Raw genomic sequence first — 18,183 nt, 5'->3', positions numbered from 1 at the left:
GCAACTCACTGAAACTCACTCACTACGCTCAAGGCGATGCTCTCTGGCAACCTTGCTCACAACACTATCGCCCATCAGCTTCTTGTCGGCATACAACACTAAAATAATTCCCACAATCACACCCAACATGGCAGCCACCTTATTGATGCCAATCATTTCATGCAAAATTAGCGCGGATAACACCATGCCGGCAACAGGAACACCGAGCAAAGTTAATGATGTCGTGGTGCTGGGTACATATTTGCTAATCATAATCACAATGACAAAACAAAAACCGGTAGCGATCACACCCCCATATAAAACTAAACCGACTAGCTCCCAACTCCATTGTGTTGCGGTTATGACGGCGTGGTTGTGCCGAAACACCGGAATAGCGAATATAATAACTGGAACTAAAAACTGCCAAAACGTCAAACAAATTGTCGGAAACCCTGTTCGATACTCGCGCATCAAAACAATGCTCGCTGCCCATGTCGCTGATGCTAACAACAATAACGCGCTCGCAATGAGGGCGGGATGGTTGTGCCAACTAAACGTTAAGGGGTTAAATAATAATAAAATCCCGACAAATCCCAACACTATGCCGAGAATTTTTGCGCCATTAAATTTTTCTTTAAAAAACAAAATAGCCGCTGGCGCAACCCATAACGGTGTGCTGTACGACAAAATAACGCCTCGACTCGCTTCGATATATTTTAAGCTGCCCACCATCAACACATTACAAACTGTCATTTGTAACAAACCAACACCAATAATTAATGGGAGCACACGACGCGATGGCCATTCAAATTGTTTCGTCGCAACTAAATAAATGCCGACCGTAATCATACCAAGCAGCATACGCAAAAACACATAAAACCACGCGGAAATGTGTGGAATGGCTAATTTCATGAATGGCCAATTGAGCCCCCAGAAAAAAACCATCAGCACTAATAAAATCATTAATGTCTGACGGCTGTAAGGGCTTTCGTGCTCAATCAAAATAACATTCCCTTTTTAACTAGGCAGAAAATGAAGCGCCGCAGCCACAGGTGGTTTTAGCATTAGGATTGCGAATTACAAATTGAGCGCCGTTGATGTCTTCCCGATAATCGATTTCAGCACCTTGAAGATACTGTAAGCTGAGCGGATCGACCAGCAACTTCACCAGCGCGATGCCGCCGCCTTCACTGCCTTCACCACCCTCATCATCCAACGCTTTTTCGATCACGAGGTCATCGGGGTTGATCGTCTCATCAAACGTGAAGCCGTACTGAAAGCCAGAGCACCCCCCACCCGTGATAAACACGCGTAGGTTCAGTTTGGGGTTCTCTTCCTCATCGATCAGGCCCTTTACCTTGCGGGCTGCGGCGTCGGTGAAGTTGAGAGCAATTTGTAGTTGTGGTTCTGTCATGGGCAGTTATTATCCAACTTTCCGGGGCTTAGGTCAAAGACTTCAATTGCTTGCTAGCTGAGGTCAGGATTGCTGTTTTTCAACTCAAGAAATGCCTTTTACGCTTGTACAAGCTAACAGCTCTCCTTTATCATAGCCGCATGCTATGGATTTTGTCATTTCATATTATCTTTATGGTCGCTTGGTTTGCGGGCTTATTTTATTTGCCCCGCCTTTTTGTGTATCACGCTCAAAGCACCGATGAAATCGGCATCGAGCGATTCAAGGTGATGGAAAAAAAATTATTTTATTACATCATGACACCGGCTGGCATTTTAACGACGGTGTTTGGATTTTGGTTATTATTTTTAAATTTACCCGTTTACATGTCGTTGATATGGATGCACATCAAGCTCATATTTGTGCTGATTTTGTGGATTTATCATCTCTACTGCGGCAAGCTACTCCACGACTTCAAACACAACCGCAATCGCTACTCCAGCACATTTTTTAGATTCTTCAATGAAATCCCAACCGTGTTGTTGATCGTCATTGTGATTTTAGCGATCGTGAAGCCGTAATTCCATTTCAATTGCTGGCTGAGACGGCACGGGTGTTTGTTTGTCGGAAGTCGCTCTCCATAGCCGCTAAGTACAAACAAACACCCGTCCCCTCTGGCGCAATTGAAATTCCTCAGTTTAAAGACAACGAAAGCAGCTCCCATCGGGAACTTTTTGATTAAATCTCAACCATCTCAAAATCAGACTTCATGGCACCACACTCGGGGCAAAGCCAATCCTCGGGGACGTCGTCCCAGCGGGTGCCGGGCTCAATTCCATCATCCGGCCAACCTTTTTCTTCGTCGTAGATAAACCCACAGAGCAGACACATGTATTTTTTATATGGCATAATACGCAACCATGACTCAAATTGATGAAAAAATCCGGACCTCTCGATCCGACGAACTTTTTAATAAAGCCCAGCATTATATCCCCGGGGGCGTTAATTCGCCAGTTCGGGCCTTTGGCGCGGTTGGCGGCACGCCGCCTTTCATTCAGTCGGCAAAAGGCGCCTACCTAATGGATGAAGATGGTCATCGTTATATCGATTACGTCGGCTCTTGGGGGCCGATGGTGCTTGGGCATGCTCATCCCGCCGTTTTAGCTGCCGTGCAAACAGCCATCGAACAGGGCTTAAGCTTTGGCGCGCCATCGGCGGCCGAAGTTAAATTGGCGGCAGAAATTTGCAAACTCATGCCAAGCATCGAAAAAGTTCGCATGGTCAATTCCGGCACCGAAGCCACAATGAGTGCGATTCGTTTAGCGCGCGGTGCCACGGGTCGCGATAAAATTGTTAAGTTTGAGGGTTGTTATCACGGCCACGCCGATAGCATGTTGGTAAAAAGCGGCTCCGGATTATTAACGTTTGGCACACCCAGTTCACCGGGCGTCCCCGAAGGAGCCACCCAAGATACGTTAGTCGCAACTTACAACGATCTAGATTCTGTCAGCGCTTTGTTTGAAAAACACGGTCATACTATCGCCGCCATTATTGTCGAGCCCATCGCCGGGAATATGAATCTGGTTTTACCCGCACCAGGATTTTTGGAAGGGCTTCGCGACATTTGCGATCAGTATCACAGTTTACTCATTTTTGATGAAGTTATTACCGGTTTTCGTGTGGCGCTCGGTGGCGCGCAACAGCTTTATAATATCCGTCCCGATTTAACCGCATTAGGCAAAATTATTGGCGGTGGTATGCCGGTGGGAGCTTATGGCGGACGAAAAGAAATCATGGAACAAGTTTCACCGTGCGGGCCCGTTTATCAGGCTGGCACTTTATCGGGCAATCCCGTGGCGATGACAGCCGGACTTGCGACTCTAAAAGAAATTCAAGCGCCAAATTTTTATAACGAATTACACGCAAAAACCACGCAATTAGTCGATGGCATATTACAACGCGCGCATGCTACAAGCATTCCCTTCGTTGCAAATCATACCTGTGGGTTGTTTGGTTTATTTTTTAGTGACGCAGAAAAAATCACTCGTTACGAACAGGTGATGAATGGCAATGCTGAACGATTTAAGCAGTTCTTCCATGCGATGCTAAATGCAGGAATTTATCTCGCCCCATCGGCATTTGAGGCAGGTTTTGTATCGAGCGCGCATCAAGAAAAAGAAATTACCACGACGTTAAACACCCTCGAGCGGGTATTAAGCGAGCTGCCATAATCACGACTATAACCGGATATTTGGCACTGGGTTGTTTATCCTCCTGCTGGTGCTGGTCCCCGTGGTGTTTGTTGCCCTATATTTTGTAAAATTTCTTTTAAGCCGTTTTGTTTTTTTTCTTTAGGAGCACTACTGTCAGAAGCAAAAACTGGGATTAGGTCTAGATCTTTACATGCTTCCTCAAAGCATTCACGTGAGTCTTCAGTATCTGGCTGAATAAGCTCGATGCAGAAAGTTTTTTGTTCAGGAGATAATTCTGATACATCATTTTTACCGTGCCTTTTAAGAAGCTCCTCCAAAAATTGAGCAGCCATTGCTTTAAAAATTTGCTCAGGTGTTGCTTTTCTGTTTTCGCATTGACGAGCCCTAATTTCTAGCTGATTAGGGCTAGGATGCCGGACCCACATAGTCACATCATCCTTCGTAACTTTACATGGTTTATCTTTATATGGTTTATTAAGACGCGCCCCTGATTCATCCTTATTAGGATTAGGTAGAGCCCCAACTATTTTAAAATCCATTGGTTTGAACACCCCTGAGCCGTTACTAAAACTAGATGCGGGAGAGCCAGAACTAGGATTTTTTCTTGCCGGTTGAGGACTCTGTTTTGACACTGCTAATGGGGTAGGATTTTGAGGAATACTACCTTCACTTAATCTTATAAAGCGGTCTTTAGGTTGCTGTTGCTGCCGTTGTGTTTCAGATTCAGCAACAAATAAGTTCTCATCCAAACAGTCAAGAAATTCTTCGTCATCGTCATCACTACCTGAATCATTATTTTGATCCTGTTTTTTTACTACACCATACGGCGGGGCAGGATCGATAAAAGGCTTGGTATCAGTAAGTGGCACTAACTTTTGTTTAGATTTCTTAACAAGCTGATTAAATGCCTTAAACACTGAGGAAGGCAAGCAAGCACTATAATGCCCCGTTCGCTTACTCTCGCCATCGACTGTCTGAGTGCGCAAAACTGCGAATGTTGGAGCATTGTATCCAGAACGTAGATCATAATGCGACTGTCGACCGTCAGGTGATTGATCACAGCACTTTAGATTTAATCTCCACTCTTCTGCAACATAAGAGAATAATTCGGCCGATAGTTGTGTGCCTGACTGTCGAAGTTTGTGTATGTATGCGTTAAACCCAAAATCATTCCACCAGCCTGCGAACTGTTGTTTATATTCTTCAATTTTGCTTTCCAAGTGAAGCAGTAGTTTTAATTTATAAACGTCTTCTTCAGTAAAATTTGGAGCCTCCGACCCATTGGGATTCATTTTTGCGATTAAGTCCAGTCCTAGTAGATCCTCCTCCCACTTAGTTGATATACGCATTATGGATTGAGCTTCCTTCAATTCTTCAGGCGATAATGCTTTATTTGGTGGTGCCTCATTTTTGTTGATGGCATCTAAATAACCCTCCCAAACTCGTGCCTATTGATAAATAATCCGATGACAATGTCGTGCAATTTATCCAGTTTAGAAAAGCAAATCGTCTTTCTCGCTAATCGCTTTATTCGTGTGCGCAACGTGAGATGCTTTCGTTCAATCGCTTGGGTATTTTGCTTTCCCACCAAATGTTTTGATTGAGGCAGGTGTCTTTCATAAGCACCCCAATCATCTGTATAGTAAAAGTTGATATCAAATGAGCTCAGTTTTTCTTTCAGTGCTTTAAATGCTGAATCTTTTCTTGGACCAAAATGATAAGCTAACACCTCATGTGTATGGTGATCAATCGCATGCCAAAGCCAACGTTGATTCTGTTTATTTCGAACAAAACTCCACATTTCATCCAGCTCCGCTTCTTCAACTTGTACAACATTAACAGTAACAGACGCACCAAGTGATTCTTTTTCCTTTAAAAGTCGTGTATTGACGCTCTCCAAACCTTCACCCTTTTTTTAATTCACCAATAACAGTGTTAATGCTAATACGTAAAACGCGTGCAGTATCTCTGACGCCACTACCATTCATTGCCATATCAACTATTTTATCTTTAACACCAGGGGCACGAGCATTATGTGTGTAATCTAGAAGAAATGTATTTTTCTCACAAGCATTATTTTTACATTGAAACCTTTGCTTTCCTGTACTGCTGACGCCAAATTTTACAACCTCATGTAAACAGCAGCAGGAGCAAGCAACATTGATTCTTGCCATTCATGCAATCCTTATCCTAATGATTTTCTGAAATAGCAAAATATATCACATCAACAAAAATGAGGCACTACCCAAAAACGCATTCCTAATTTTAAACCCAAACTCACGATGGTCACAGGATCGGGACTCGGTGTATTGGCGGACCATATCGAGCATGCAACGGTTATACCTTATGCCGAATTGCCCGGGTTTCACGCGCCTAAAGTCGAAGGTCATGCTGGTGAAATGCATCTCGGATATTTAAAAGGAGTGCCGGTCGCTTGTTTGAAGGGACGCGCTCATTTTTATGAAGGTATCGATAATAACGCTATAAAAACCTTGGTACGCACAATGAAATTGTTGGGCACTGAAATCTGGTTACCGACGAATGCCGCTGGCTCTATGCGCCAAGAAGTGGGTCCGGGTAGTTTAGTGGTGCTGAAGGATCATATCAATTTTCAATTTAACAATCCGTTAGTAGGCCCCAATGACGAAGAATTCGGCGGACGATTTGTGAGTTTAGAAGACGCATACGATCCACAACTGCGTCGTGAACTATTGGAGATCGCTAAATCTTTAAATATTGAACTCACAGAAGGTATTTACGTTGCGGTGTTGGGCCCGTCGTTTGAAACGCCCGCAGAAATACAAGCATTTCGCACATTGGGTGGTGACTTAGTTGGTATGTCGACGGTGCCCGAAGTTATCATTGCACGACATTGCGATATGCGCGTCGCGGTTATTTCCGCGGTTACGAATTTGGCGGCAGGGATGTCCGAATGCCAAGTGACCCACGATGAAACTCTTCGTGGTGCGAAGTTGGCTCAAGAAAATTTAATCCAATTAATTTTAAGTTGTATTGAGAAAATAGCGTAAAGTATGAACTCACCCTATAAACAAGTAATTGCGAAACAGCTCATTCCACTGTTGGATCTCACCAATCTAAATGATGATGACACGCCTAAATCTATCGAGAAACTGTGTCAACAAGCCTCAACTCCTTTTGGTGAAGTGGCTGCTGTTTGTATTTATCCTAAATTTGTGGGACAAGCAAAAAATTTATTGGTGGGAACTTCTATTAAAATTGCGACGGTCGTCAATTTTCCAAATGGTAATGAAACTTTGTCGGATTGCGTTACGCAAATAAAGCGTGTGATTCAGGATGGCGCCGATGAAATTGATGTAGTGATGCCTTATGAAGCCTATATGAGAGGTCAAACTGATGATGTGCTTGAATTTTTACAAGCTTGTCGCGGAATCATGGGCCCGGATATAGTGATGAAAGTTATTTTAGAAACAGGCGCGTTAATCTATCATGAGTTAATCGCAGGCGCGTGCGAAATTGCAATCCGTGCCAAGGCCGATTTTATAAAAACCTCTACCGGAAAAATTAATCCGGGTGCCTCACCACAAGCCGCAGAAATCATTTTAAACGTGATTAAAAAATCTGGTGAGCCCGTTGGCTTCAAGGCGGCCGGTGGAGTTCGCACCGTAGAGCAAGCTACGGAATATTTAAGCTTAGCCGAAAATATTATGGGTAAAGCTTGGATTTCAGCCAAAAAAATGCGATTTGGCGCGAGCAGTTTATTGCAGGATATATTGAGTTAACTTTTCCAATCCCATTTCAATCATCGTTTGAATCGTTTTTGCGGGATCGCGACTCACTGTATCCGTAAATCGATTCGCGACGATAGTGTTCAGCGAACAACACTGGTGGCCCATTAAAGTACTGAGCCCAAAGATAGCTGCCGTTTCCATTTCAAAATTAGTAATCAACATGCCGTTGTGCTGAAATTCACGCGCACAGTCGATGACATTATTGGCGATGAGAGGAAGACGAATGTGCCGATATTGTGGCCCATAAAAGCCGTTGGCGGTTAAAGTAATGCCGTGATGACATGTGGTGTCGTTAAACAATGAATGCAGCGCGTCAGAAGCCTGTGCGACATAAGGAAGCGGTAACATTGAAAAATCTGAAAAATGTTGATGAATGGCTTGAAGTAAACGGTTTTCATTTTCATTATACGAAAGTTGATAATAATTTAGTAAGCCATCAAACGCTACAGCATAATCGGAAACGAGAAAACTATCCACGGGAATATTTTTTTGCAGCGCACCGGAAGTTCCTAATCGTATAAATCGCAGTTGTGTCAAATCGGTTTTCGCCGTGCGTGTAGAAAAATCAATATTAAATAAGGCATCAGCTTCGGTTATCACGATTTCAATGTTGCAGGCTCCGATACCCGTGCCAATGACTGAAATACGCTGTTTACCTATTGTGCCGGTATGCACAATAAATTCACGTTTTTGTTTTTGGATTTCTAAAGCATCAAAATGTTGGGACACTAATTTGGCTCTGGCAGGGTCGCCGACAAGTAAAATTGTTTCAGCGAGTTCACCGGGTAATAAATTTAGGTGATAAATGCTGCCATCTGCATTGAGGAGTAAATCCGTTTTGGATATTTTCATGTTGTCATCTCTTTCAGGCTTGTTTGCATTAGAGGCCCATGCTATTTTAGCACCATGATCATGGAACATGGCCAACTTTATATAATTCTTGCTGGAATCTTTGGTTTTTTTATGGCGTGGGGTGTGGGGGCAAACGATGTTGCCAACGCGATGGGCACCTCGGTCGGCTCAAGAGCATTAACTATTTTTCAGGCAATTATTATCGCCGCTGTTTTCGAGGCGTTGGGATCACTGTTAGCGGGTGGCCAGGTGACTGAAACCATTCGCGGCAAAATCATCGATGCCACCATGTTCTCGCATTCCCCTCAATTACTCGTGTACGGCATGTTGGCTTCTTTATTAGCCGCAGGAACATGGTTGATTGTTGCTACCTCATTTGGTTGGCCGGTCTCAACCACACACAGCATTGTTGGTGCAGTGATTGGTTTTGGAGTTATTGTATTAGGGATGAAGGCCATTTATTGGCATCAAATTATCAACATTGCATTGAGTTGGGTTGTGACTCCGATTATTGCTGCTGTGGTTGCCTTTTTGTTGTTCCGCAGTGTGCAATGGTTGATATTTGACAGTCAAACGCCGATCAAAAATGCAAAACGTTACATTCCAGGTTATATTTTTTTAGTTGCCGTGGTGATTGCGCTTGTCACACTCTTAAATGGTTTAAAACATTTAGGTTTGCATTTCACAACCTGGGAGAGTGTTTTAATCGCTATTGCAGCAAGTTTACTGATTGCATTAATGGGTGTTTTATTATTGAAGCGTGTGCCTGTTGAGAATAATACATCGGGTGGTACTGATTTTGGTAAATTAGAAAAAATATTTGGTGTATTAATGATTTTCACAGCTTGCGCTATGGCATTTGCACACGGCTCTAATGACGTCGCTAATGCGATTGGACCTTTATCCGCGGTTGTCGGTATTGTAAAAGGTGGCGGTGCGGTGTTAGCCACTTCACGGATCCCCTTTTGGATAATGTTATTAGGCGCCGCGGGTATTGTGAGTGGACTGGCGATGTATGGTTATAAAGTCATCGCGACGGTGGGTACGGACATTACGCAATTAACTCCGAGCCGAGGTTTTGCAGCACAGTTGGCAACCGCGAGCACCGTTGTGATTGCATCTGGCATTGGTCTGCCAGTTTCAACAACGCAAACCTTAGTGGGTGCTGTGTTGGGTGTAGGCTTTGCACGCGGAATCGGCGCATTAAATTTATCGGTGATTCGAAATATTTTTATGTCGTGGATTATTACATTGCCTGCCGGTGCTGTATTTTCGATAGTTTATTATCATATTCTTAAAGCAATTCTGTCTTGATTTTTTCTTAGGCAAAAAAAAGGGGTGGCTGTTATAGCCACCCCCAAGGCTGGTGATCCCTACCAAGAGGTTCTATCCCTAGACCTTGCTCATCCTATGAGACAAACCTTCCTTTAACAGATTCCATGTTGGCCTCATTCCGGAAGCAGATCCGAGCTAATCCCTTAACGTTGCGTCTAATCTATCATGATCGCTGACTAGGACAAGGACTTGAAAAATACTACGGTGTTTTGACATTTAGGGGCCACTAAGGAACAAATAAAAAGGCGCTATTTTTCAATTAATTGTATTGATATTTTAGGAATTGGCTGAGTATTTTCCGTAAGTAGATAGCAATTAATGCTTACGTTGAAATGAGATATTTCTCACGAAAGGGGTATTAAATTATGAAGTATTGCGTGACGAGAAAAAAATAAGGAGCAGAGTTTAATAAATTCATGAGATAATCTCAAGGGCAACTGTAGAAAGCTATTTCTAACTAATTAAATAACATTTCAATTGAAGACACGGATCTCAAGTGTGATGCCGTAAAAACTCAATAACGGGTTTCGTATCAGGATAAATATTGCGCCATAAATAAAAAACCGCCGCATTATGTTCGACTAACATGCCTAATCCATCAATACATTGCGCCGCACCTATTTTTTTTGCCCACTGTAAAAAGGGTTCAGCCGCCTTGCCATAAGATAAATCGTAACAGCAAGTTCGATGGCCAATGATACCCTCCGGTAAAGTTACTAAATTACCTTGATGACCCGCAGTTGTGGCATGAATAATTAAATCGTATGGTGTAACTTCAATGTCATCGAATCCGATACCGGTGACATAGCCTCTTAATTTATATCGTTCAGCAAGATCCATCGCCTTTTGTGGAGTACGATTGGCGATAATAATTCTAGACGGTGCCATATCGAGTAACGGCCCGAGAATACCACGCGTAGCGCCACCACTGCCGATAATTAAGATTTTTTTTTGGGATAACGGAAATTCATAATTGTGTGTGAGATCTTCCACCAGCCCCGTGCCGTCATAATTATCCGCAAAGATCGTTCCATTTTTTCTGATGAGCAAACAACTTGCCGCTTCTGCATCGCTTGCAGTATTGCTGCATTGATCGGCAGCATTAAACGCCTGTCCTTTAAATGGAAAAGTAACATTGCAACCATTGCCGCCTGCTTTGATAAATTCTTGAAGAGCGGGTTCAAATCCATCGAGAGGAGGTTTTATACGGATATATTCAAGCTTTTGATGGGCTTGTTCAGCAAAAATTTCATGAATGATAGGTGATAAACTGTGTTCGACAGGATTACCAAAAATTGCATATTTATCCATGGTGCTTGTCTTTGTAATGCGTCAGGAAATCACACATGCGATCTTCGACGTGGAGTAAAGGCCTGTCTTTCCCGACAAAGCCATTCATCATGACGGCGAAGATTAAAACGCCATGGTGGTGTGTATAAATGTATCCAGATAAAGTTGTCACGCCCGTCATGGATCCCGTTTTAGCGTGGACGTGACGGCCGTCAGAAATTGGGTTCATTCGGCCAATAAGGGTGCCATCGATGCCGCCGATCGGAAGTGCAGGAATTAAAGCCGATTTGATGTTGGGGTTGTGATAAGCATAATACAACAATTTTGTCAGTTGTTGTGGGGTGACAAGATTGTAGCGCGATAAGCCAGCGCCGTCGTTAAGTAAACTATGTTTGAAATCAATGCCCGTCGGTTTTAGTATTTTCTTTAATGCGTTCAAACCATTTTGCCAGGTGCCTTGTTCTTTGTAATAGACTTGCCCTATTTTTTTCAATAATGAGTCGGCAGTCAAATTATCCGAATGCTTAAGCATTTCTTTCAGCATCTTACGTAGCGGTGGTGATTGATGTTCGGCTAACACAACGGCTTCGGCGGGCGCTTTGTGAAATGTAACTCGACCCGTGTAACCAATATTATTATCTTGGAGAGCCTGTTCGACGAGAACCTTGCCATAAACATCAGGATCACGAATCGCGAGTGTGCGTCTTTGCTGTCCCCAATCACGATTGAGACAACCGGCTAAACGATAATGATTATGCACATCGCTATAAATAGTTAACGGACATTTCTTAATGAATTTTGATGTTGTTGTAACGTTATTGTCAATGGTAACTATGCCCGACGGCAGAATGGGGTATATTTTAGGCCTCACTTGACGCTTCTTTGCGGGGATGAACTGTAGTAAGAACTTGTTTCGATTAATGATAATAGCACTCAAGGGGGCCGCATAACTATAACTTAAATCGTCCCACATCCAGCCCGGTGCATAAGGAACTGGGCCATAATCGGTGCTATCAATGTAGACGTGCCCGTGAATGCGATTAATACCTAAATCTTTAAGCTTAGCGAATAACTTGTTTAAATCTGCTGTCTTGAATTCAGGGTCACCACTGAATTTAACGGTGAGATCACCTTGCAGCGTATGATCTTTTATTTGGCTCTGCGTTAATAACTTTGTGGAGAAATGGAAATCAGAACCTAGATAGCTTAAAGCCGCTATAGCCGTAAATAGTTTTTGTACACTGGCAGGGGCATATAGATGATAAGGCTGTCGACTATAGAGTATCTTACCTGTTTGTGCATCGCGTATGACGACACCATAATTAACATTGGGTTTTACGTCGTTGGCTTTACTCAGTATATGATGTAGGTTTTCTTCTAGGGTGATGGGAGGTCGATGAGTTTTAGTTGCAGCAAAACTGAATAAAGGCAGAGACATTAAGAATAAAATAATAGTAGTACGAATTAATCTCATGGGTCCCATCATTCCGAGTTATTCTCATCCTCAATCGCTTTGCGTTTATCGCGCGTCACGATCACAAAAATAATTAAAGCAACGATGACAATGACAGGAATCATGACGAGCCATAAATAGGCCGATATTAGAATAGCTCCCGCTGCTATTAATGCTAGTACGAATCCAATCAGCATGAAAGTGGTGTCTGTGTAAATTCCGGCTAAATATAATGTTAACGCTAACACAAGCAATGCAAATAAACCGGCTTCAGTATGTGAAATGACACCGCGATTGATAAACACGGCGATTAAATACATAACGGCAACGAGCCCAATCCAATGCAAAATCATGTGCCAAAGATTGCCCGGGAATGTAGGCCCATCATTTCGATTTCGTCGAACGTACCACACCAGCCAAATAGAAAGCACTGCATCCACACCGGCCATAATACAGGTGAATACCCAATAGGCTTTATGTAAGCCCATAATAATAAGGCTTACAAAAGCTAAGGCGAGCATAATTAAACTAATAACAAGCCGTGCTTTACGACGTTTGCTACTAGGTGATGGCTTGGTTGATTCGTTTGTCGTCTCTGACGCAGGGTGAGTTTTCGTCATGAGATCCTCCCTCTGATCAAACGCTACTAGATCGTTCTAATATTGTCAATCATAGCTTATGGAAATCTCTAGGGCGCGACTCGAAAACACGAGTCCCTTCTCGTATTGGCAAGGAATTGAAATCGATAAAATGTTTTATAACGTTAGAAATAATTTCCAGAGGCGCGCTACGTTACAAAAAACACTTGCCGATGATCTATCATTGTGATAGAAAGATCGGCTTTTTCTGTGAAAAAGTGAGCCTAGATGGTGTGCTGCAATGCTTGGTAGACGACTACAACTCCTGGTCCACCACCCTTCATTTCGTTGGTATGCAATTAGCTGTTTACTATCGACATTTGGTGGGGGGCTTAGCTACGTAGTAATGAGTTGGCTTATTTTACAAGCCGATAACTCAGTGTCTGCTGTCGCCATCTTAATGTTGTCCTTTTGGGTGCCCATGGTGCTATTTGGGCCACTGTTGGGAGTTGTTGCTGATCGCTATTCACGAAAATGGATAATGATATTTTCCAACGGCCTTCGCGCAATCATTTTGATAGCCTTCGGGATTTATCTGCACTATCACCTATCCGCTACCCTCATTTATGCGCTGATGGCTATGCTCGGTGTTTGTTTTACCGTGTATTTACCCGCAGCGATCGCGTTGATTCGTGAAATCATAGAGCCAGAGGATTTATTGTATGGTAACTCTACGATTGATATTGCCTATGAAACAGGGAATGTGTTGGGGATGGGTAGCGCAGGCCTCATCATTGCCATTTCTTCTGCGTCCACAGCGATTTTAATTAATGGCATCATCTTTATTTTTTGTACGTTTGCACTCTTTATGGTGCGTATAAAAGTACAGAAAACAAAAGAGCGATCGAATGAGCCAATTACGGTGCAATTAATAAATGACTTTAAATTGGGGTTAAATTATCTCGGAAATAACTCGAAGCTACTGATTATTTATTGCGTGCAAATATTAATTTTAGTGGGGTTTATGACATCTCCTGTGTTGCTAGTACCATTCGCCAAAAATATATTGCACACAAATGTCAGTGAATTTGGTCAAATCGACGCGGCTTTATCAGTCGGTGTGGTAACCGGTGGTATCTGCATTCCATGGATTGCAAAGCGCTTTGGATTTGTTCGTAGCATAGTTGCAATGTGTTTAGTATTGGCGCTTTGTTTTTCGTTGTTCAGTATAAACAGAGATATTTTAATAGCAGGCATATTATATTTTTGTCTTGGATTTGGGTTGTCTGTTTGGCCGCTGATAGTGACCCAAGCGCAAAATGTCACACACATTGACTTTCAAGCACGCGTACAATCGGTGTTTAACAGCATCAGCGGCTTATTGGTTCTTATTATGTATTTATTGGTTTCGTTGACAAGCCATTTTGTGTCAATAAGTTACTATTACGCATTCAATGTGGTATTTTCATTGCTGGCTGCATTTTTATTGTGGTATTACCGTGCACGATTTAATAGCGATGCTTTGGATAATGCGCTGTCATCGAAGAACAATTAACGAATCGTTGATGTTGATCGCACCCAGGGATGTAATTTTTGTATTGCGGCCGGTAGTTGTTTGCGCGCATTATTGGCTTCAGTCACTGTTTGGAATTCACCGTATGTAATAATATACCAAGCTTGGCCTTGGTAAATCGTCGTCATGATATGTGTCGCTTTTTGTAAATTATGTTTTGCGACAAATTGTTCGAGCGCATTTAAATGGCGGCCTCCCATTAATTGTAAAGTGAAAGCGGGTTGTGAAGCAGCTTTTTTTGGTTCCACTTTATTAGGTGGGGTTATAGGCATAGGAGCAGCAGCAATGGGTTTGGGTTCTCTCTCTGCCGACACATAGCGCACATCATTTGTCAGGCTGACTGGCCCTAGTGCTTGGTGTTGAAATGATTGCGGATGCATGAATGGCAGTCGGTTATGTTCCTTGTGATACCACATCACAAAGCCAACGACTAGCAACAGGCATAGTGAAACTCCTTTTACCCAGTGTTTCTGCCATAAAACTTTATCAATGATCGGTTCTAGTGGTTTTTGTTGAGTTTTCTCTAGGGTGATGGATTGCGTCTGTTGTTTCAGCCATTCCCTTGTCATGTGTTGAACAGCAGCGGGAGCACCTTTCGATTCTTTATGGATTTTGTGAATGATGTTTTCCGGTGGCGGTTCGATTTTTTCCTTTGATAAAGCATTCAGACAACGTTGAATATCGTGAAAAGTCTCTTCGTATGATAATGGTTCTAGTTGGATATGCCGTGGATTCGTTTGCAATGTACTCATTTTTTCAAGCAGCTTGGGCTTTCCAGATAAAATGACATGAAGATGGATACTGTGGCTATCTTGTTTGATGCTTAAATGTGACAGTGCCGCTAATGTAGCAATGGGTAAGTATTCTGCATCATCAACAATCAGGACACACGCTTGATTGTGCGTGGCGAGCTCTTGAATGATTTGATCGAGTTGGCGTTGGTAACCTTCGGCATGTTGATCAATAGTGATTTCGCCATGGTGCGATAATAATTGCGTTAATTGTGCGGGTACTAAATTTACATCGCCTTGTAACCGAATGACACGCTGTTTAATTTGAATGTCCGCAACCAACTGGCTAATCAAATTAGTTTTACCGGTGCCCTCTTCGCCGACTACGAGCATTAACGGTTGGTTATTGTCTAAAAATCGTTTTAATGACTCTAGTTGTTGGACGCGTTGCGTGAATGAATACATCCTTTTATTTCTTCCTCTGTCACTTCATCGGTTACGATGGCATGACCTATATTCTTCAGTAAAACCAAGCGTAATCGATTTGCTAGTACCTTTTTATCCATCATCATCGCTGGCAATAAGGTATCATATTTTACCTGGTTTGGTAACTGAGTGGGCAACGGTATGCTGTGTAGTAATTGAATGAGGCGGTCAACGTCTTCCGCTTTGATCCATCCTTTATGTTGCGATAAGGTTGCGGCTAGCACTAAACCGGCTGATACAGCCTCGCCGTGGAGCCATTCGCCATATCCCAGGGATTTTTCGATGGCATGACCAAACGTATGACCGAGATTTAAAAGTTCGCGTACACCCGCCGTTTCTTTTTCATCGGCCATCACAATGTCACGCTTGATTTCGCAGGCTCGTTGTATGATAGGGATAAGAGCATCGGGATCTTTTCGCAGTAACCTCGGCATGTTTGACTCTAACAACTTAAAAAATTTCGCATCTTTGATGAGAGCTGCTTTTATAATTTCGGCGATGCCGGCGTTGAATTCTCTTTCTGGCAAGGTATTGAGTGTGGTGACATCGATAAAAACAGCTTTGGGTTGATGAAACGCGCCAATTAAATTTTTTCCCGAGGGGTGATTGACCGACGTTTTCCCGCCAATCGATGAATCCACCTGTGACAGTAATGTTGTAGGCACTTGAATAAAAGGAATGCCTCGCTGATAACAGGCAGCGGCAAATCCTGCTGTGTCGCCGACAACACCGCCACCGAGAGCAATGAGTGTAGCATCGCGATGATAGTGGTTTTTAGCTAACGTATCCAAAATGTGATGCCATTGCTCTATTGTTTTATAGGCTTCGCCATCCGGTAAAATGACAGAGTCACATTGTCTGTCACTAAATATTTTTTTTATTGAAGACAAGTAAAGTGCTGCCACTGTTTCATTGGTGACAATCATGACTTGTGTGCTTGGCACATGCTCACGAAATAGTTCAGGATCGGATAATAAACCCTGCCCAATGTAAATTGGATAAGAGCGTTCTTTGAGTTTTACGATGACTTTTTTTGTTTTCATTGGTCGTTTTGTTTTAGTTTATCAATGTCTTTCAATATTTGTTCGGCTAATGACATTGGTGTTAATACATTAGCATTATAGACTAAATCAGCAATTTCAGTGTACAACGAATGACGAATTTCATTCAATTGATTCAATTTTTCTTTTGAATTGTGTTTCCTCAGCATCGGTCGCGATTCCTTTTTACGCGCTGTGCGTTTTAGTTGTGTATCGACGGAGACTTGCAAATAAACGACGACACCATTTTCAGCGAGCTGCCTTCGATTGCTCTCTGTCATAATGACTCCGCCGCCTGTAGATAAAATAATATTCTTGAGGTGCGTCAGCTTTTTAATCATCTCGGCTTCGCGTTTGCGAAAGCCCTTTTCACCTTCTTGCTCAAAAATCCAAGGGATATCGACTCCAGTGGCCTTTTCGATCTCTTCATCAGAGTCGTATAGATTTGTGTGGGACAGAGTCGCTAAACATTTTCCGACACTGGTTTTTCCTGAACCCATGGGGCCAATTAAATAAATATTATTCAGATTCTTTTTCATCAATTAATACATTACTTGTGGTGTGACAAAAATCAATAACTGTTTGCGTTCATTTACGCGTCGTCGTTGCCGAAAGAGCGCACCGATAATCGGTATTTTGCGCAGCCCCGGCACACCTTCTTCTTGGTGGCTCGTGACCTGTTCGTAAATACCGCCCAGCACGACGGTGTCTTTATTATTCACCAGCACTTGTGTTGTGAGCTGCTGGGTGTGAATGCCGGGGACTCCGTTGACTAAAAGACTGCTAATTTTATCTTGATTGACGGTCAAATGTAAAAGAATCCGTTTTTCGGGCATAATAATGGGGGTGACTTTCAGGCGTAAAGTTGCTTTCTTAAAAGTAACGCTGGTATTGCCCTGGCCCGTTTTTTCTTGATAAGGCACCTCATCACCCGATTCAATCACCGCGGTTTGGCGATTGCTCGCCATCAGCTCGGGGCTTGAGATCACCTCTGCATGGCCCTCTTGCTCGAGTGCGCTCAGCTCCATGTCGAGCAGATGACCATTGCCGAGCTTCGCGATGGGGAGATCGATAACACCGGTGCCGTCGGAAACGGTTGGCATATCCATACTAAAATCTCCGTCATCTTCGTTTTGATTGAGCGATGTCCCGAAAATAACGCCGAGCGAACGAACAAAATTATCATCGATGCTGACAATCCGCGCCTTGATTAAAACCTGAGCCACGGGCACATCGAGTTTATGCACGATAGCGCGAATGGCTTTAACGTGGGCGGCATCATCCATGATCCATAGTTGATTGGTCCGCACATCGGCTTCGATGCGCCCTTGCGATGACACAATACCATGGTGTTGAGTTAAAAACTTCGCAAGATCGCTCGCCTTGGCATAATGAATGGGAAGCATCAGCGATGTTTGCGCTGTGTGTATTTGCTGTAGCTCAAACGGATCGCGATCTGCCAAGCATGGCAGTGCGATAAAAATCAAAAT

General features: G+C 43.1%; 18 protein-coding genes and 1 pseudogene. 6 read left to right on the top strand and 13 right to left on the bottom strand.

The window, feature by feature from the left end; genetic code table 11:
• Nucleotides 1-15: 15 nt before the first annotated feature.
• Both ACJMKR_RS00505 and erpA read right to left on the bottom strand, forming a co-directional pair.
• Entirely contained in the window at nucleotides 16-981 is a 966-nt protein-coding gene (locus tag ACJMKR_RS00505; protein WP_423063316.1) for a DMT family transporter, read from the bottom strand.
• Between the two features lie 19 nt (nucleotides 982-1,000).
• Entirely contained in the window at nucleotides 1,001-1,393 is a 393-nt protein-coding gene (gene erpA / locus ACJMKR_RS00500; RefSeq protein ID WP_423063315.1) for an iron-sulfur cluster insertion protein ErpA, read from the bottom strand.
• A 140-nt stretch (nucleotides 1,394-1,533) separates the two neighbouring features.
• Between erpA and hemJ the strand changes: the two genes are divergently transcribed.
• Nucleotides 1,534-1,953: a protoporphyrinogen oxidase HemJ gene (gene hemJ, locus ACJMKR_RS00495; protein ID WP_423063314.1), complete on the top strand. Its 420-nt coding sequence runs from the start codon at nucleotides 1,534-1,536 to the stop codon at nucleotides 1,951-1,953.
• A gap of 157 nt (nucleotides 1,954-2,110) precedes the next feature.
• Here the strand turns inward: hemJ and ACJMKR_RS00490 are convergent, their stop codons facing one another.
• A complete protein-coding gene (locus tag ACJMKR_RS00490) occupies nucleotides 2,111-2,281 on the bottom strand; it encodes a rubredoxin (protein ID WP_423063313.1) in 171 nt (56 codons plus the stop codon).
• An 11-nt stretch (nucleotides 2,282-2,292) separates the two neighbouring features.
• On the opposite strand from ACJMKR_RS00490, the gene hemL reads away from it, so the two are divergent.
• Nucleotides 2,293-3,603, top strand: coding sequence for a glutamate-1-semialdehyde 2,1-aminomutase (hemL, locus tag ACJMKR_RS00485; RefSeq protein ID WP_423063312.1), 1,311 nt, complete (start codon nucleotides 2,293-2,295; stop codon nucleotides 3,601-3,603).
• A gap of 35 nt (nucleotides 3,604-3,638) precedes the next feature.
• Here the strand turns inward: hemL and ACJMKR_RS00480 are convergent, their stop codons facing one another.
• Nucleotides 3,639-4,934 (bottom strand): hypothetical protein, encoded by a 1,296-nt coding sequence (locus ACJMKR_RS00480; RefSeq protein WP_423063311.1) that lies wholly within the window; start codon nucleotides 4,932-4,934, stop codon nucleotides 3,639-3,641.
• Between the two features lie 74 nt (nucleotides 4,935-5,008).
• Nucleotides 5,009-5,759 (bottom strand): annotated as a pseudogene (locus tag ACJMKR_RS00475) (IS1 family transposase).
• A 108-nt stretch (nucleotides 5,760-5,867) separates the two neighbouring features.
• On the opposite strand from ACJMKR_RS00475, the gene ACJMKR_RS00470 reads away from it, so the two are divergent.
• Both ACJMKR_RS00470 and deoC read left to right on the top strand, forming a co-directional pair.
• Nucleotides 5,868-6,614 carry a purine-nucleoside phosphorylase gene (locus ACJMKR_RS00470; RefSeq protein ID WP_423063310.1) on the top strand — a complete coding sequence of 249 codons (747 nt, stop codon included), beginning with the start codon at nucleotides 5,868-5,870 and terminating at the stop codon, nucleotides 6,612-6,614.
• Nucleotides 6,615-6,617: 3 nt separating this feature from the next.
• Nucleotides 6,618-7,346 (top strand): deoxyribose-phosphate aldolase, encoded by a 729-nt coding sequence (gene deoC, locus ACJMKR_RS00465; RefSeq protein ID WP_423063309.1) that lies wholly within the window; start codon nucleotides 6,618-6,620, stop codon nucleotides 7,344-7,346.
• Here the strand turns inward: deoC and ACJMKR_RS00460 are convergent.
• Nucleotides 7,323-8,207 carry a nucleoside phosphorylase gene (locus ACJMKR_RS00460; protein WP_423063308.1) on the bottom strand — a complete coding sequence of 295 codons (885 nt, stop codon included), beginning with the start codon at nucleotides 8,205-8,207 and terminating at the stop codon, nucleotides 7,323-7,325. The two genes, deoC and ACJMKR_RS00460, sit on opposite strands and share 24 nt — an antisense overlap.
• Before the next feature lie 60 nt (nucleotides 8,208-8,267).
• Here ACJMKR_RS00460 and ACJMKR_RS00455 point away from each other — a divergent pair, with 60 nt between their 5' ends.
• Nucleotides 8,268-9,521: an inorganic phosphate transporter gene (locus ACJMKR_RS00455; RefSeq protein WP_423064256.1), complete on the top strand. Its 1,254-nt coding sequence runs from the start codon at nucleotides 8,268-8,270 to the stop codon at nucleotides 9,519-9,521.
• Between the two features lie 513 nt (nucleotides 9,522-10,034).
• Here the strand turns inward: ACJMKR_RS00455 and aroE are convergent.
• From aroE to ACJMKR_RS00440, 3 genes are read right to left on the bottom strand one after another with little or no spacing between them, the layout of a single operon-like run.
• Entirely contained in the window at nucleotides 10,035-10,853 is an 819-nt protein-coding gene (gene aroE, locus ACJMKR_RS00450) for a shikimate dehydrogenase (protein ID WP_423063307.1), read from the bottom strand.
• Nucleotides 10,846-12,306, bottom strand: a complete 1,461-nt coding sequence (dacB, locus tag ACJMKR_RS00445; RefSeq protein WP_423063306.1) for a D-alanyl-D-alanine carboxypeptidase/D-alanyl-D-alanine endopeptidase — start codon at nucleotides 12,304-12,306, stop codon at nucleotides 10,846-10,848. The genes aroE and dacB overlap by 8 nt, the downstream gene beginning before the upstream one ends.
• An 8-nt stretch (nucleotides 12,307-12,314) precedes the next feature.
• On the bottom strand, nucleotides 12,315-12,905 hold the full coding sequence (locus ACJMKR_RS00440; RefSeq protein WP_423063305.1) for a hypothetical protein: 591 nt from the start codon (nucleotides 12,903-12,905) through the stop codon (nucleotides 12,315-12,317).
• Nucleotides 12,906-13,164: 259 nt separating this feature from the next.
• Between ACJMKR_RS00440 and ACJMKR_RS00435 the strand changes: the two genes are divergently transcribed.
• Complete coding sequence (locus tag ACJMKR_RS00435) at nucleotides 13,165-14,418, top strand: MFS transporter (RefSeq protein WP_423063304.1); 1,254 nt, start codon at nucleotides 13,165-13,167, stop codon at nucleotides 14,416-14,418.
• Here ACJMKR_RS00435 and ACJMKR_RS00430 read toward each other — a convergent pair.
• Genes ACJMKR_RS00430 through ACJMKR_RS00415 form a run of 4 tightly spaced genes read right to left on the bottom strand, consistent with a single transcriptional unit; the run spans nucleotide 14,415 to nucleotide 18,156 of the window.
• Nucleotides 14,415-15,632: an AAA family ATPase gene (locus ACJMKR_RS00430; protein ID WP_423063303.1), complete on the bottom strand. Its 1,218-nt coding sequence runs from the start codon at nucleotides 15,630-15,632 to the stop codon at nucleotides 14,415-14,417. The two genes, ACJMKR_RS00435 and ACJMKR_RS00430, sit on opposite strands and share 4 nt — an antisense overlap.
• Complete coding sequence (gene aroB, locus ACJMKR_RS00425) at nucleotides 15,599-16,696, bottom strand: 3-dehydroquinate synthase (protein WP_423063302.1); 1,098 nt, start codon at nucleotides 16,694-16,696, stop codon at nucleotides 15,599-15,601. Before aroB ends, ACJMKR_RS00430 begins: the two co-directional genes overlap by 34 nt.
• Nucleotides 16,693-17,232: a shikimate kinase gene (locus ACJMKR_RS00420; protein ID WP_423063301.1), complete on the bottom strand. Its 540-nt coding sequence runs from the start codon at nucleotides 17,230-17,232 to the stop codon at nucleotides 16,693-16,695. Before ACJMKR_RS00420 ends, aroB begins: the two co-directional genes overlap by 4 nt.
• Before the next feature lie 3 nt (nucleotides 17,233-17,235).
• Nucleotides 17,236-18,156 (bottom strand): secretin N-terminal domain-containing protein, encoded by a 921-nt coding sequence (locus tag ACJMKR_RS00415; RefSeq protein WP_423063300.1) that lies wholly within the window; start codon nucleotides 18,154-18,156, stop codon nucleotides 17,236-17,238.
• Nucleotides 18,157-18,183: the final 27 nt, after the last annotated feature.

Source organism: Candidiatus Paracoxiella cheracis, from assembly GCF_049348705.1.
GTDB lineage: Bacteria > Pseudomonadota > Gammaproteobacteria > Coxiellales > Coxiellaceae > Paracoxiella > Paracoxiella cheracis.
Note: the sequence above shows the minus strand (reverse complement) of the source record. Positions and strands in the feature narration are given on the sequence as shown.

What these genes read in the sequence shown, in the direction of transcription:
- ACJMKR_RS00470 (WP_423063310.1), top strand. Translation starts at nt 5,868, where the DNA reads ATGGTCACAGGATCGGGACTCGGTGTATTGGCGGACCATATCGAGCAT.
- ACJMKR_RS00435 (WP_423063304.1), top strand. Translation starts at nt 13,165, where the DNA reads ATGCTTGGTAGACGACTACAACTCCTGGTCCACCACCCTTCATTTCGT.
- ACJMKR_RS00480 (WP_423063311.1), bottom strand. Translation starts at nt 4,934, where the DNA reads ATGCGTATATCAACTAAGTGGGAGGAGGATCTACTAGGACTGGACTTA.
- dacB (WP_423063306.1), bottom strand. Translation starts at nt 12,306, where the DNA reads ATGAGATTAATTCGTACTACTATTATTTTATTCTTAATGTCTCTGCCT.
- aroB (WP_423063302.1), bottom strand. Translation starts at nt 16,696, where the DNA reads ATGAAAACAAAAAAAGTCATCGTAAAACTCAAAGAACGCTCTTATCCA.
- hemL (WP_423063312.1), top strand. Translation starts at nt 2,293, where the DNA reads ATGACTCAAATTGATGAAAAAATCCGGACCTCTCGATCCGACGAACTT.
- ACJMKR_RS00490 (WP_423063313.1), bottom strand. Translation starts at nt 2,281, where the DNA reads ATGCCATATAAAAAATACATGTGTCTGCTCTGTGGGTTTATCTACGAC.
- aroE (WP_423063307.1), bottom strand. Translation starts at nt 10,853, where the DNA reads ATGGATAAATATGCAATTTTTGGTAATCCTGTCGAACACAGTTTATCA.
- ACJMKR_RS00430 (WP_423063303.1), bottom strand. Translation starts at nt 15,632, where the DNA reads ATGTATTCATTCACGCAACGCGTCCAACAACTAGAGTCATTAAAACGA.
- ACJMKR_RS00460 (WP_423063308.1), bottom strand. Translation starts at nt 8,207, where the DNA reads ATGAAAATATCCAAAACGGATTTACTCCTCAATGCAGATGGCAGCATT.
- hemJ (WP_423063314.1), top strand. Translation starts at nt 1,534, where the DNA reads ATGCTATGGATTTTGTCATTTCATATTATCTTTATGGTCGCTTGGTTT.
- ACJMKR_RS00420 (WP_423063301.1), bottom strand. Translation starts at nt 17,232, where the DNA reads ATGAAAAAGAATCTGAATAATATTTATTTAATTGGCCCCATGGGTTCA.
- ACJMKR_RS00440 (WP_423063305.1), bottom strand. Translation starts at nt 12,905, where the DNA reads ATGACGAAAACTCACCCTGCGTCAGAGACGACAAACGAATCAACCAAG.
- erpA (WP_423063315.1), bottom strand. Translation starts at nt 1,393, where the DNA reads ATGACAGAACCACAACTACAAATTGCTCTCAACTTCACCGACGCCGCA.
- ACJMKR_RS00455 (WP_423064256.1), top strand. Translation starts at nt 8,268, where the DNA reads ATGGAACATGGCCAACTTTATATAATTCTTGCTGGAATCTTTGGTTTT.
- deoC (WP_423063309.1), top strand. Translation starts at nt 6,618, where the DNA reads ATGAACTCACCCTATAAACAAGTAATTGCGAAACAGCTCATTCCACTG.